This window comes from Pelagicoccus albus, assembly GCF_014230145.1.
In the GTDB taxonomy this organism is placed as follows: domain Bacteria; phylum Verrucomicrobiota; class Verrucomicrobiia; order Opitutales; family Opitutaceae; genus Pelagicoccus; species Pelagicoccus albus.
This window is the reverse complement of sequence record NZ_JACHVC010000012.1, coordinates 371,452-384,832: the sequence shown is the minus strand read 5'-3', so window position 1 is coordinate 384,832 and position 13,381 is coordinate 371,452. Positions and strand designations below refer to the sequence as shown.

10 protein-coding genes are annotated in these 13,381 nt (G+C 53.8%); 5 read left to right on the top strand and 5 right to left on the bottom strand.

Annotated elements, in window-relative coordinates; all coding sequences use genetic code 11:
- The first annotated feature begins 4 nt into the window (after positions 1-4).
- Together H5P27_RS11330 and H5P27_RS11325 are read left to right on the top strand one after the other, a co-directional pair.
- Positions 5-745 carry an SDR family NAD(P)-dependent oxidoreductase gene (locus H5P27_RS11330; RefSeq protein ID WP_185660502.1) on the top strand — a complete coding sequence of 247 codons (741 nt, stop codon included), beginning with the start codon at positions 5-7 and terminating at the stop codon, positions 743-745.
- Positions 746-807: 62 nt separating this feature from the next.
- Complete coding sequence (locus H5P27_RS11325) at positions 808-1,878, top strand: mechanosensitive ion channel family protein (RefSeq protein WP_185660501.1); 1,071 nt, start codon at positions 808-810, stop codon at positions 1,876-1,878.
- Positions 1,879-1,894: 16 nt separating this feature from the next.
- Here H5P27_RS11325 and H5P27_RS11320 read toward each other — a convergent pair whose 3' ends face one another.
- Complete coding sequence (locus H5P27_RS11320) at positions 1,895-3,955, bottom strand: tetratricopeptide repeat protein (RefSeq protein WP_185660500.1); 2,061 nt, start codon at positions 3,953-3,955, stop codon at positions 1,895-1,897.
- A 271-nt stretch (positions 3,956-4,226) separates the two neighbouring features.
- Between H5P27_RS11320 and H5P27_RS11315 the strand changes: the two genes are divergently transcribed.
- Positions 4,227-5,150, top strand: coding sequence for an EamA family transporter (locus tag H5P27_RS11315; RefSeq protein ID WP_185660499.1), 924 nt, complete (start codon positions 4,227-4,229; stop codon positions 5,148-5,150).
- Here the strand turns inward: H5P27_RS11315 and H5P27_RS11310 are convergent.
- From H5P27_RS11310 to H5P27_RS11300, 3 genes are read right to left on the bottom strand one after another with little or no spacing between them, the layout of a single operon-like run.
- The gene (locus H5P27_RS11310) at positions 5,147-8,215 is read right to left on the bottom strand and encodes a transglutaminase-like domain-containing protein (RefSeq protein WP_185660498.1); all 3,069 of its coding nucleotides are present in this window, start codon (positions 8,213-8,215) and stop codon (positions 5,147-5,149) included. The two genes, H5P27_RS11315 and H5P27_RS11310, sit on opposite strands and share 4 nt — an antisense overlap.
- Positions 8,212-9,282 (bottom strand): DUF58 domain-containing protein, encoded by a 1,071-nt coding sequence (locus tag H5P27_RS20090; protein WP_185660497.1) that lies wholly within the window; start codon positions 9,280-9,282, stop codon positions 8,212-8,214. The genes H5P27_RS11310 and H5P27_RS20090 overlap by 4 nt, the downstream gene beginning before the upstream one ends.
- 15 nt (positions 9,283-9,297) lie before the next feature.
- Complete coding sequence (locus tag H5P27_RS11300) at positions 9,298-10,242, bottom strand: AAA family ATPase (RefSeq protein ID WP_185660496.1); 945 nt, start codon at positions 10,240-10,242, stop codon at positions 9,298-9,300.
- 176 nt (positions 10,243-10,418) lie between these two features.
- On the opposite strand from H5P27_RS11300, the gene H5P27_RS11295 reads away from it, so the two are divergent.
- Together H5P27_RS11295 and H5P27_RS11290 are read left to right on the top strand one after the other, a co-directional pair.
- Positions 10,419-11,465: a hypothetical protein gene (locus H5P27_RS11295; RefSeq protein WP_185660495.1), complete on the top strand. Its 1,047-nt coding sequence runs from the start codon at positions 10,419-10,421 to the stop codon at positions 11,463-11,465.
- Positions 11,466-11,534: 69 nt separating this feature from the next.
- On the top strand, positions 11,535-12,503 hold the full coding sequence (locus H5P27_RS11290; protein ID WP_185660494.1) for a GAF domain-containing protein: 969 nt from the start codon (positions 11,535-11,537) through the stop codon (positions 12,501-12,503).
- Positions 12,504-12,518: 15 nt separating this feature from the next.
- Here H5P27_RS11290 and ppk2 read toward each other — a convergent pair whose 3' ends face one another.
- Positions 12,519-13,298, bottom strand: a complete 780-nt coding sequence (gene ppk2, locus H5P27_RS11285; protein WP_185660493.1) for a polyphosphate kinase 2 — start codon at positions 13,296-13,298, stop codon at positions 12,519-12,521.
- Positions 13,299-13,381: the final 83 nt, after the last annotated feature.

The window sequence follows — 13,381 nt, the reverse complement described above, 5'->3', positions numbered from 1 at the left end:
GATTATGAAGAGTGGCAATTATGCGGTGCTCGGAGCGGCAGGTGGTATTGGTCGCAAGCTAACGGAAAGCCTTCTGAGCCAAGGTTGCAAAGTGATGGCTGGCGTTCGAAACGCCGCCGAAGCCGCCACTGTTTCGGAGCTGGACGGAGCCGAATTGTATGAGATCGATGCCTGCGACTGGGATGCGTATTCTGATTTTTACGACAAGATGGAGTCGTCTTTTGGTCGCATCGATGGCGTTGCGGTCTGCGTGGGTTCGATTTTGCTCAAGCCGGCTCACCTAACGCGGCGTGAAGAGTTTGAAGACGTTGTTTCCAAGAACCTCTCATCTTGTTTCGCCGCCTTGCGATCGGTGGCCAAGCGGATGATGAAGGAGGGAGGCTCGATCGTTTTTTGCTCCTCTGCGGCTGCACGCCATGGTTTTCCCAATCACGAGGCGATTGCGGCGGCCAAAGCAGGCGTCATCGGTTTGACCCTTTCCGCTGCCGCCACCTATGCCAGCTATGGGATCCGAGTGAATTGCGTGGCTCCGGGGTTAGTGCGGTCGAAAATGGCGCAAGGAATCACTGGGAACGAAATGGCCTTGAAAGCTTCGCAGTCGATGCACGCTCTCGGGCGCATTGGAGAGCCCGAGGAAGTGGCGCGGGCCCTGATGTGGCTATTGGACCGCGATCAGGATTGGGTAACGGGGCAGACGATCGGCGTGGATGGAGGACTCGGTACTCTTTTCAGCAAAAAGGCTTAGCGTCCCAGCTCTGGGAGCAATTGAATTTTGCAAAAGTCGGTTTGCTGGCTTTGCATTCACCTATGCCCGAGGCCTCTGAACTTGTTGAATCCTTCCCGAACTACATCCCTCTGATTGTTACCCTGTGTGTTGTGGCACTAGCTCTCTTGAGCGCCAGATGGTATTTTTCAAAGCGAGAGGCGGCCTTCGGAAAGCATAACAACTTCTCTCGCCCGATTGTGATGTTGGTCCTCACGGCGCTCGCATTGGTGGCGGTGATTATTGCTCTACCACTGAAAGATGGAACCAAGGACCAGTTGCTAGGTTTGTTTGGACTCGTGCTGACTGGCATCATCGGTCTCTCATCGACCACCTTTGTAGCGAACGCGATGGGAGGTTTCATGATTCGGTCGATCGCCTCCTTTCGGTCCGGCGACTTTGTGCGAGTCGGTTCGACCTTTGGTCGCGTTTCAGCTCGAGGCCTTTTTCATACTGAGATCCAAACGGAAGACCGGGATTTGACGACCTTGCCCAATCTCTATCTGGTTACCAACCCAGTGACAGTGGTTAGAAGCTCTGGGACGATCGTTTCTGCTACGGTTTCTTTGGGTTACGATACGCACCAGGCTACAGTCGAACCCTTGCTGCTGGCGGCTGCGGAAGAGACTGGCCTCGAGGATCCCTTCGTTCGCGTACTGGAGCTGGGAGACTTTTCGGTTGTCTATCGTGTTGCTGGCTTGCTCAAGGAAGTGAAGCAGATGGTTAGCAAGAAATCTCAGCTGCATATCAACGTAATGAATACGCTGCACAACGGAGGCATCGAGATTTTGTCGCCTAATGCGATGATGCAACGCCCACTCAAGGACGGGGAGCGTATGATGCCGAAAGCCAGCCCGCTAAAGCCCCAAGCTCCGGTGGAGGAAAGCGTGCCGGAGGAAAGGATTTTCGATAAGGCGGAGGAAGCGGAAACGGTTGAGCGTCTCGTCTACGAACGTGACCAGCTGGTTAAAGAAAAGGCAGAATTAGAAAAGGGGATCTCTGCTCTCGAGGAGTCAGAAAAAGCGAAATCGGAAAAGCGTATCGCTTATTTGGAGACCGAGATTTCCCGAATGGACGCTCACCGAGAGGATTTGGATAGCGAAGAGAAAAGCTGAATCACTGGGGTTTGCCTCACTCCCGGGTGACGATAGGTTCGTCTTCCGGCGAACCCTCTAGCTCCATGGTCGTGATTTCCGATTCCGCTTCGAAAGTCAGGATCCGGTCCATCAGCAAGTGGGCGGCCTCTAGGTCTTCGTCCCAAGAAAGGGCATAGAGCAGTTCGTTCTTAGCCGCGTCGTAGTCTTGCTGGAAGTAGTAGAAGTATCCCAAAACGAAGTGGGCTTTATAGTCACGTGGAAAGCGTTCTACCCATTCTTGCAACTGCTTTGTGTGTTCCGTTAGATCCTCTCGCTTCGAGTAGATCTCGGTTAGGTTCAGGTAAATGTCCGCCCACTCTGGATACAGTTCCATGCCGCGTTGGATATCTTCGAATGCGGCGCGGTAGTCCTTAACTGCGATCTGGGCCTGAGCCTTGGCGAAGTACACAAGCGCGTTATCAGGATCGCGACGGGCAGCTTCTCTGAAACGTATAAGAGCGTCGTAGTAGCGGCTTTTTGCGAAAGAGGCGTAGCCCTGGGCTAGGGGAGCGCTAGAACGGAATATATCGATCGCCCTGCCTCGCCCCACAAAGGCGTCATAAGCCCAGGAGTCCATGTTTCGATTAGAGTAGGATCCAAGGTCGATGAAGAAGAACAAGCTGTCAGGGCGATTCATCGTGTAGTAGCTTTTCGGGTACTCAAGCCACATGCCATTGACCTTGTAGTGTCCGCAATCGTTGCCGTGGATATGGGAGGCGGATCTGTCTACGAGCCATTGGCTTCCATCATAGAGGTGTCCGCAGTAATCGGAGTGGATGTGGGTGCTTGGGAAGTCGTGCCAGTATCCATTGTAGTAGTAGTGACCGCAGTACGGGCCGTGCGAATGGTAATAGGACGTATTGTGCCAAAAGCCATCGTAGTAGTAGTGGCCGCAACCGGTGTGGTGGTAGTGGCGGCTTCCTGAGAAGGAGAGCCAAATTCCGTTTTCGAAAAAGTGTCCGCATCCATCTCCATGAGTGTGGCCGATGTTAATGGAGAACCAGGTTTTGACGTGGTGACGCGGATAGTCGTGCCAGCAGTTGTCGTAAAAGTAGTGACCGCAATTCTTGCTGTGGCGGTGGGTGTGTTTGGCGATGCTGTAGCGTTTACGATTGTTGTGTGAATCGTGGTCGTCCCGATGGTTGCGATCGCGGATGGTTATGGTGCGTTCTCGGTCCCTGCGGTGGTTTGCGTCGCGGAGAGCATTGTTTCTCCGGTCTAAGTAGAGCGAGCGAGCCGTATCCCGGTCTCCCCGATAGTCATCACGACCATATTCGCGGGAGTGGTTGTCGTGCGAAGGGTTGTGGCGTTGAGGTCCAACGCTTGAGTTTCTGGAATTCGCTCCGCTGACGACGGAGGAGTCTATGGTTCTGCTGGTTGAAGGGCGGCTGGAGACAATCTTAGATTCGGTGCTGCGATTTTGGTTTGGCGAGGGCGAGCGGTAGTTATTTCCTCGGGAAGACGTGTCCCGCTGGTCTCGCTGTGGGCCGATGGAGCGATTGGCGTTCGATGTGCCGGAGGAACGATTGTGCCCTGGTGAAGTGGCGGAAAGGGAGGGCCCGCTGCGTTTGTTGGAGGGGTAGCGATTGGATGGGGAAATTCGAGTAGAGCTGGGAGGCTGCGTGCGTTGCGGCTCGAAGTTCCGCTTGGAACTGGAGCTAGGGCGCGAGGTGACTTGCGGTGGACGGTTGACGGCGTGGTTCGAGGGTTTGGTGATTACGGAGCGAGTTGGCCTTTTAACTTTGCTGCTGGACTGGGAGCTGCCGCGGTTTTGTGAAATATTTTGGTTCGAAGATCCACCGCGGGTTTGGCGGATCTGGGGCTTGGCGGGTGTCTGGGGACGCGGCTGCGGTTTATTGACCCGAGTGCTCGAATTACGAGGAGAGGGGGCACTCTTCTGGGGAAGCTTTCGTTCGACGGGCTCGGATTTGTCTTGGCCCTCGCGGCTGGGGCGGGCTTGTAGATCGTCGAAGGTGAATGTGGCGAGCAGGGCGCTAAGCGCCGCGAGCAGAGTGACGATATGGCGGGGGTAGGGGTGTTTTTTATTCGTCATCATGGTGCGTGTCCTTGCTGGGGTAGTTGAGTCGTGGGGTGTCCCTTTTGTATATCCTTAGACGCTGACTTATCGAAGTCTATTCACCGAAAATGGTCGCAATCGTGTTTTGACCCTGTCCTCGCTAGGAGCTTTGCGGACATCTCTTAATGGATTCTGCGTGAGGCCACTTGTTCCCGGATTCGTCACGATTAAAGGACTTTTCATCCCTTGAAACGGTGGCTTGCTACCGGAGGCCTCGCTGGCATGAGTCTAGCACGACCACTCGAATCTTATGAAGACGACCCAAGATAAACCTTCCCTTTGGATGCTAGGAATCGCTTTTGCGGCTCTGTATATTATCTGGGGGTCGACTTATCTTGGGATCAAGGTGGCGATCGAAACGATTCCTCCGTTTTTCATGTCAGCGGCACGCTTTACGGTAGCTGGCGCCATCTTGTATTTGATTGCCCGTGTGACAGGCGCAGCGCGACCGAGCGGAGCGCAATGGAAGAATGCCTTCACCGTGGGAGCCTTTCTGATCGCGGGCGGAAATGGTACCGTTTGTTACGCTGAGCTGCATATTGATTCCTCCATGGCTGCTCTAATCATAGCCAGCAGCCCTCTCTTTATGACGTTTATGGGATGGCTGGGAGGCGTTCAGAAGAAACCGACCCTTAATACTTGGGCGATCGTCAGCGGTGGATTAGCCGGAGTGGCGACATTGGTCTTTTCGGGAGCAAGCGTCGAAATGCAAGGAGCCCTTTGGGGGTATGTGCTCATGTTTGCCGCGATCATTTTTTGGACCTATGGGTCGATCTTCTCCAAGCGAAATCCCCAGACCATCAACCCTTGGCTTCAATCTGGCATGCAGATGTTTTGCGGAGGAATCGTTTCCCTCGTGGCGGGGCTTTTCCTGAAAGAGACGGGACAGCTCGATCTCGCCGCCATATCGATCGAATCCTGGTTGGCCTTTGCTTATTTAGTGGTGGTTGGGTCGCTTCTGGGCTTCACCTCCTATGTTTTTTTGCTGCGACATTGCTCGCCTTCCACGGTCTCTTCGCACGCCTATGTAAACCCTGTTGTCGCCCTTTTTCTCGGTTGGGTGTTGCTCGGCGAGACTCTGACTTGGGGAGGATGGGTCGGGTCGGGGATGATTTTGCTTTCGGTCTTTTTTCTACTGCAGGAGAACCGTAAATCGAGACCGGTCAAAGCTTAGGCTTTTTTGCGTTTTTCGAGGAGGGCGACCCTCACGCCAAGGTCTTGAACTAGGGCTGCATTGCTTTCGCGGCCGTAGCGTTGTTGGGAGAGATCTCTTCGAGTGTCTCTCCAGATGGGATCATCGGCGAGCTGGTGCTCGCTGAGCAAGGAGTCGAGTTTAGCCAGCAATTTCCCTGCCTTTTGACGGATACGCATCTCCGGTGGCGCGACCCTTTGGCGTGAGGTTTTGAGAACGAGAAATGCGCCAGGGACAACTATGGTCAGGAGGAGCAAAATAAGGAGCCATGGCGGAGCGGTTTCCAAGTCCTCTGACTCTTGAGCGGCGATCCGTGGGGATGGGGTAACTGACTCGGGTTCTGGGTTAGCAACCGCGAGCGGGGGAGAAACTGAAGGGGCTGGTTCGCTGCTCCGGGAGGAGTCTGCGGTTGGTTGAGGGCCACTTTGGCCTGTTGGATTTTGGGTGTCAGAGGCTTCGTTCTTTGGAACTTCCACGTTTCTCGCGACGGGCGAAGTATCCGCTGTCTGGGCACTGCTTGTGTCTTCCGGTATGAGCTCATCTTGAGCTCCGGTTATTGACTCCATTTTTGTGGGCTCGGGATCCAGCGAGTCCTTGGCTAGTTGGGTTTTGGTATCTTCAGTTTGGGCGAGTGCTTTTTGCTCTGCTTCGACAAGGTTTTCAAAGGCATGAGGAGATTCTTGGCTCACGTAACTTTGAGCCCGCTGCATTTCAGCGGGGCTTATTCTGGGAGTTGGGTCGAAGCGTATCCAGCGATTGGATTCGTCTAGATATTCCACCCAAGCGTGGGCGTTTCTTTGTCGGAGAAGGAAACGCTGGTCTTTGCTGTCGTATTCATTGGAAGCAAAGCCTCCGACTACGCGAGTTGGGATTCCGCGGCTGCGGGCCAGCAAGGTAAAGGCTGCGGCATAATTCGAGCAAAGACCGGGGGACTCGTTTTTGAGCCAACGCACCACGGCGTGTCCTTTTCCGGGAGGTATGCTTACGAAGTAGGAGTAGGGATGCCGTTTTTCGAAGTAGTTTGCGAATCGGTTGGCGAACTGGCTGGTCGGAGATTTCAGTCCGCCTACGCGGCTAGCTAGTTTCTTCAGGAAGTTCCGGTCTGATCGATCCAATGGGATCTCGAGCATGCGTTGCAAGTAGGAGGCATCTTGGTTTCGAGCTAGATTCTCCCGCTCGGTTATATCCATATCCGCTTGATATAGCCGGTATGCGATTGGTTGCTCGGAAAGGGGAGCGACGACGACGCGGTCCTGCGGGTAAAAAGCGATCTGCTTCGTATCGAAAATTTGGATTGCGGAAAAGGACTCCACCAGAGGCAGGGTCGGCTGGTTTTGCAGGTTTGCTGTAATGGTGACTGTGGAGCCGGGGCTACGACTCGCTCGAAAAATCTCCAATGGCAGCGGCTTGGCGTTTTCGGTTTCGACCTCCACGCGGCTTTCCTCTGATCTCGATCCGCCGAATCCGTTTTTAGAGACGGTATCCAGTACGTTGCTACGAAGGTAGATTCGGTCCGGAGCTGTTTTAGCAGAATCGAGCTTTACGGTTATGAGCGGCTCTTGACTCAGTAAGGCGCTCACGTCGCTCCCTTCCAGGTTTAGGCTCTCCGCAATCGCTCGTCCGGGGTGGTCGAAATTCTCAAGAAAATGTTCGAAGTCTACGCCCTGCTCATACTCCGAAGCGCGTTGAGCGAGGGAGGGAGCCTGGTCTCCAAGTCCGAATCCTGTTTCTTCCCCACTTTCGTTTGAGCCAAAGGTTTCGGAAGAATCGGGTCGGAGCGCTTCAGGGGTTCCCGAGCCGAGCGAAACTGTTGGAGGATTGGGAACGCTAACCGGAGTGCTCGGTCCCGTGGGCGCTTTTTGCGGCTTATTCTCGAAGACTATTGGATCCTGCGGAGGAGGATTGGGCTTTTGTCGAGAGGTGTTTGGAATGGCTCTGCTTTGGGTAATCGTATTCGGCTCATCGGTATTTTTTAATTCCCGATTCGAGTAGGAATTGTTGGGAGCAGGGCGGGTAGAATTTGATGGTTTGTAATCGTCATAGGCTTGACGCTCGCTCCGGGTTACTTGTTCTGGCGAGCTCTTGGCGTCTCGCAAGGTCTCCCAAGTATCAGCGAGCTGGGCTGCTTTTTCCCGGAAAAACTCTTCGTTGATGAGGTCATTGGCCAACGACTCAATACTGTCGTTTGGTAAGTCTGCTGCTTGCGAAAGTTCATTCGCTTTTTCGGCAAGATTCTTGGCCAGCGGAGGAGCGTGTCGCGGAATCGAGTCGGCCCAAAAGGGGAGTCGAAGCATTACGAGATAAAGCAATGCCGCGAGGGCGAGAGGAAGAATGAACAGGCTAGGATGAAAGCGTTGGGGAGGCCTTGTGGCGTGGATCGGTATTGCTGGCCGCGTGTATTCGTTGGATACTTCGGAAAGAATGTGGTTGCGGATTAGGAAAGCCGCGATTGGCAGTCCGGCCAAGAAAACGCCAAGGGTCATCGACTCGATTTGAAAACTGGCGATAAGGGCGAGTGTCAGGCCAAAGGCCAGCTCTGGATGGGGATTATCCTTGCTCTTTCCAAACCGAGTGCTCGTGGCGATTTCCATGAAGCAGACGAAGCCAATGCTGTAGCTCAGTTCCGCAATCGGTGCTTCGAATACGAAGAAAATCGCTACGTTGCGGATGAACAAAAGAAACGAAATCGCCGCGATACTGGTTACCCCGCGGCTTCCTCCAAAACTCTGCCGGTTTAGCGCTGCGATCAGTGCGACTAGAAAAAGCAGCGTTGCCGGTAAGCCATAGTAATTGAAGTAAGGATACGGCCATAGCGGATAGAGGGCGAAGAGGTAGGCCACGAATATGAACAGTCCCGAAAACCAGGCATGTCGCCGAGGGCTTGCTTGTGGCGAAAGGGACTGAAGCAAAAGAGCGATTCCGGTGATTAGCAACGGAAGGGCAGTCGCTCCGCTCACGATAGAAAACGCGACTAGAGCCGAGGATAGAGCCAGCCAATAGCTTACTCCCACTCGAGCGAGGCTGAAAAGGGGCTTTTCGTTTTTCATAGCGCCGCCTCCTCCCTCGTGTTGATCTCCTGTAGCGTTGATAGCTTTATTTGGGAGTAGGGAGCGGGCAATATCCAGAGGCTATTGCGACGAGAACGGCTCGGATAACTAGCTTTCTCTTTACTCGCCTCCAGAAGGGCAAGAGCGTCGAAAAACTGGGCCGTTTGTCGTTTCGTTCCGAGGGGATAGGTTTTTCCGTCGATTGTGAAGCTACGGATTATTTTGCGTAGTTGAAATTCCTGTACGACTGCCGTGACGAGTCGCAGCATTCGTTCAAAGACTAAGGAGCTCGGCCAGAGTTCTTGTGAGGAGCTTAGGTGGAGCTCGTAGCGTTCTCGGACTTCGTCTCGCGGGTCGATTACGGTTAGTTTGTCTAGCTTGGCTGAGAGCTTCCAGTTGATGCGCGTTTTTGGATCACCAGCGTGGTAGTCGCGTACCCGTACTGCTTCAATGGAATCAGTAGCCAATTGCTTTTCGCCTGTATCAGTCATCACGAGACGCGGTGGATGCTGAAATAGGTATGCGAAATCGATGGAGACGGGGATGGGCCAGACGATGACTTCCTCGCTGTAGGCATTGCGATTAGCGATCGCCAGATGGAGTGAAAACGGGAAACGGCTTCGAGGGGCGAAGGCTTCCAGTTTTTGTAGCCCGCGGCTGTGCAGGCACGGGTCTATATCGAGGGAAACGGATTTGCGGGGCGGTACGATTCCTTGATGTTGGAAAACTTGAATACGAAGCGACTTAGCTTCCCGCACGCTTATGACCGGATAGAAAATCGGCAGGAATCTGTTTTTGTTTATCAGCACTAGCTTTGCCCGCATCGATTCCTCGCAGTGCGTTCGTGGTTGCCGGGCGGATACTTCGAGTTGAACGCCCGATATGGCCTGTTTAGCTAGGATGGAGGACGCCCAGAATGCTCCGAGAAGGATACTCGAAGCGATGGCTAGGAAATCGATGTGGAAAAAGAGGAAGGCAAAGAAAGACACCGCGCCCAGGCGGACGAAGACTTTTCCAGACTCTTGCTGGATCAGCTCGATCTTTCCTGTGTTCTCTTTCGATGGCACGAGGCTAAGGCTTGGTTAGTCGACTTGATGCGGCTGAGCAACGGACTCCGTTATCTCTTCGACAATTTCCGCGGCGGCGTTCCAGTCCTGCTCAAATCCATGGCGCTCTTGTAATCTCAGTCGATGAGCGAGGCAGGGCACGGCGAGGCGGAGTATGTCTTCTGGCGTTACGAAGTCACGTCCGTCGACAAGGGCGGACGCTTGGATGGCTGACTTGAAAGCCAAGGTCCCGCGAGGGCTGACACCCACTGCGACTCCTGGATGCTTACGAGTTCGCATCACGATCTCGTGCAAATAATCGTAGGTCGAATCTTCAATGAAGATTTCTCGAGCCAATTCTCTCAGGTCTTCGATATCGCTTTTTTCTACTACGGGCTGGATCTTTATGTCGTCGTAGTGGAGGGCTCCGCTTTTGAGCATGGCTTTCTCCGAGGCGGCGTCAGGATAACCCATCGAGATACGCATCAGGAAGCGATCCAGCTGAGCGCTCGGCAAGGGGAAGGTGCTCTCGAAATCTACCGGGTTTTGAGTGGCGATGACCATGAAGGGGGTTTCGATCGGATGGGATTCGCCGTCCACAGTGACGAGTCCGCGTTCCATAGCCTCCAAAAGAGCGGATTGGGATTTGGGGGAAGAGCGGTTGATCTCGTCGGCTAGCACCACATTTGCGAAGATAGGACCCGGGTGGAAGACGAAGCGCGACTCTGGCTTTTGGTAGATAGAGACTCCGATTATGTCCGAGGGAATGAGGTCCGAAGTGAACTGGATCCGGTTGAAGAGACAGTTCATGGATCGGGAAAGGGCGTAGGCCAAAGTTGTCTTCCCGACTCCCGGGACGTCTTCAATCAAGACATGCCCCCCTGCTATCAGGCAGGTGATGACGGAGTCGATGGCGCTCGGTTTGCCATGGATATGAGTGGAGAGAGAGTCACGTATGGCGGCTATGCGTGGATCTGGCATTTTAGAGTTTGGAATCTGGTTGGCCGACTGTTGGGGCGGGAGATGATGCAAAGGCAATGTTTGCCGGACCTATTTGATTTGAGTCCCAAACTATCAGGAAGTTCCTTGGGGAGTCGAGGGTAGGAAACGCTGTTAAGCGCTTGTCTTGGCGGAAGAAATACCACCGTCTAGTGACCATGTCTTTCGAGCAAGCTTTCGAGTTTCCCATGGGATCCGGTTTTCAGCTTCGCGGATCGTTCCGCTTGGAAAAAGCGGTTTGGCAGGGTCCGCTGGCGTTTCGCGAGGGTGTCCTCAAAGTCGAAGGAGCCCCGGACCTCGAACTTTCCCTCTCCCACAGCCCAGCCACCGAGCGTTTCATTTACCTCGGCGACTACTCGGGCCAGGATCCGGTGGCGGGGGTTCTCGATACTCTCGGCTTATCGTTTCCAGGGGATCGGCCGTTTCAGCTTCCCGGCCAGCTCGTTCTCGGAGCCCACCGAACGCGTTTGACTGAAGAGGGCGTTCGGGACTGCTTGTCCTCGCCATCTTTTAAGTCGCTGCTGGAAAATTCGGGGTCCGGAGAAACTATGGTTTTTCCAGTGCTACGCGAAGGAATGAAATACGGCTTGAGCGATGCGGTTCTATCAATCTCCGGATGTGTTTGCGATGAAATCGTAGTCGACGCCCACCACGTTCCAGACCCCAGCGTGCCGGACTTGGGAAGGCGGATGGAGCTGAAGGTTTTCAAGGACAAGGATTTGACGGATGCGGAAAAGGCGGCGGTAAAAGTCGCCGTGGTGGGGGACAGCGTGGCGAGCGGGACAGTCATAATCGGCCTCGTCGACGAGCTTACGAATCGCTTTCCAAACCTGGAACGCATCGAGCTGGTGGCCCCTTTGGCGGCTGTTTATGGTTTGGCCCGGATCGCCCATTTTTCTCGGAGCGATGTGAAACTGCGTATCCATTGTTTCGAGACTCTGCTCAATGCGTTGCCGCCGGACTACTATTATTCTCCGCACTACGCAGAGCCGGAGATGCATTTTCGACCGGAGGCTCAGGAAGCTTATCGTCAATGGTGGGGGCAGGATAAGGCAGGCAATTGGATCGCTGACACGGCCTGTTCTGGCTATGGTTGGTCTGAAGCCTTTTTTAATCCCGGCAAGCAGCTGCGCATGATCGAAGAAGAGCTCCAAAAACGTCACGGGATTTCGCTGCAGGAGATTGTGAAGCGATCGATTTGCTAAATGGGCGCTCAGTGTTGAACAAAGAGTCTCTATTTGGCCTATCGGGCATTTTTTGTGCTGTTTCTCGGCATGACTCCAACAGCAGAAACGCCTACAAAAAAATCCTTCATAAAAGTAACCGAAGTCTGGATACCAAACGGTTCCCGCACGAGCTTAGAGCTGTCTTCAGGAATCTACGGGGATCTCGAAGAATTCAAGGAATCAAGTAGGGACGAGTCCTTTGTTTTCGATGAAGGCTTACCAGGGAAGGCGTGGGCGACCGGACAACCGGTGGTGCTTACCGAGTTCAACGATGACAACTTCAAGCGGACGGAAGCGGCCCACAAAGCGGGACTAACCTGTGGAGTCGCGATCCCTGTTTTTGCGGGAGAGTTTGTCATGGGAGTTGTTACTTTTTTCTGCGGGGAGGATGGCTTTCACGCGGGAGCTCTGGAGGTTTGGCGCTCGCTTAGGACCTTTCCCTTCGAAATTGTTCTAGAAGATGGGTACTACGGATCGCTGGACGATTTTGCCTTCATTTCCCGCAAGACCCGCTTCCGCTCTGGCTTCGGTTTACCAGGCTTAGCAATTGAACAACGGCTTCCCGTGGTACTGGGCGACCTCGCAAATTCCGGTGTATTCGCTCGTTCTTTCGATGCCTCGCGAGCTGAGATGACGACTGCTTTGGCGCTGCCGTGTTTGGGCGGTAATCAGGGGGATACGGTGGTTTGTTTACTTTCGAGCGAGCATATGCCGATCGCCAAACGCTATGAAGTTTGGGTCCCCGAGGATGATGATTCCGAGTGTCTCCGATTGCATTCCGCCCTGTGCTCGATCGATCCAGATTGGGAGGAGATGGCCGAAGATATCAGAGTCCAGAAAGGCTTAGGTGTGCTCGGTCAGACCTGGCTCACTGGTATACCCAGAACGAGCGAGAGCTTGGAAGCTGACCTCTGTCCAGTCGCGACCAAGGCCAAAGAGATGGGCCTGCGAAATATGGTTACATTCCCCTTCATGGAACGGGGATTTCTTAAGGCCGTGGTGGCCTGGTATTTCTAACGGAAACCGCTTTGGCTAAAGCTTATCGGAGGCCCGTTTCGCTTCCAGATAGGCTTGGTCGAAGTGAGTGACTGAGCCTGGAAGTGGCTCAAGTCGCACCTGTGTCTCGCCCTTGCGATCATACTCCGATTGGGAGAGAACGTAGCGAATGGATTCGAGGCGAGCCCGCGGCTTGTTGTTTCCGTTAACGATTACCCATGGGGATTTCATGGTATGGGTTCGCTCGAACATTTGCTCTTTGTAGTAGGTGAACTCGTCCCATTTCTCCTGAGCCAAGGCGTCCACGGTACTCAGTTTCCATTGCTTTAGGATGTCTGACTTGCGTGCCTCGAAACGGTCCTTCTGGGCTCCGCGATTGATGGAGAACCAGAATTTTATAATCTGGATTCCGTCGTTTATGAGCATGCGTTCGATGTCGTTTACCTGCATCATAAACTCCTCGTACTGGTCGGGAGTGCAGAAGCCCATCACTGGCTCCACCACGGCGCGATTGTACCAGCTACGGTCGAAGAAAATTATTTCTCCCGGATTGGGTAGGCCTAGGAAATAACGTTGGAAAAACCACTGGCCCATTTCCTTTTCCGTTGGTTTAGGAAGGGCGATTACCCGCATGGCTCTTGGGTTTAGGTGCCGGGTGAAGTGACGGATTGCTCCTCCTTTGCCAGCCGCGTCGCGTCCTTCAAATATGATTAAGAGGCGCTTGTTGTTGTTGGCAACATGCTGCTGTAGGAGGACCAGCTCGCGCTGTAGATTTTTTAGCTCGGCCTGGTATTGGGGATCGGAATCTGACTTCATGAAGAAACGATGCCACAGTAGATTTTGAGCATCGACCGTTTGCAATCATGCAGTCGCGGAAATTGCGACTGATCGCTTACGAA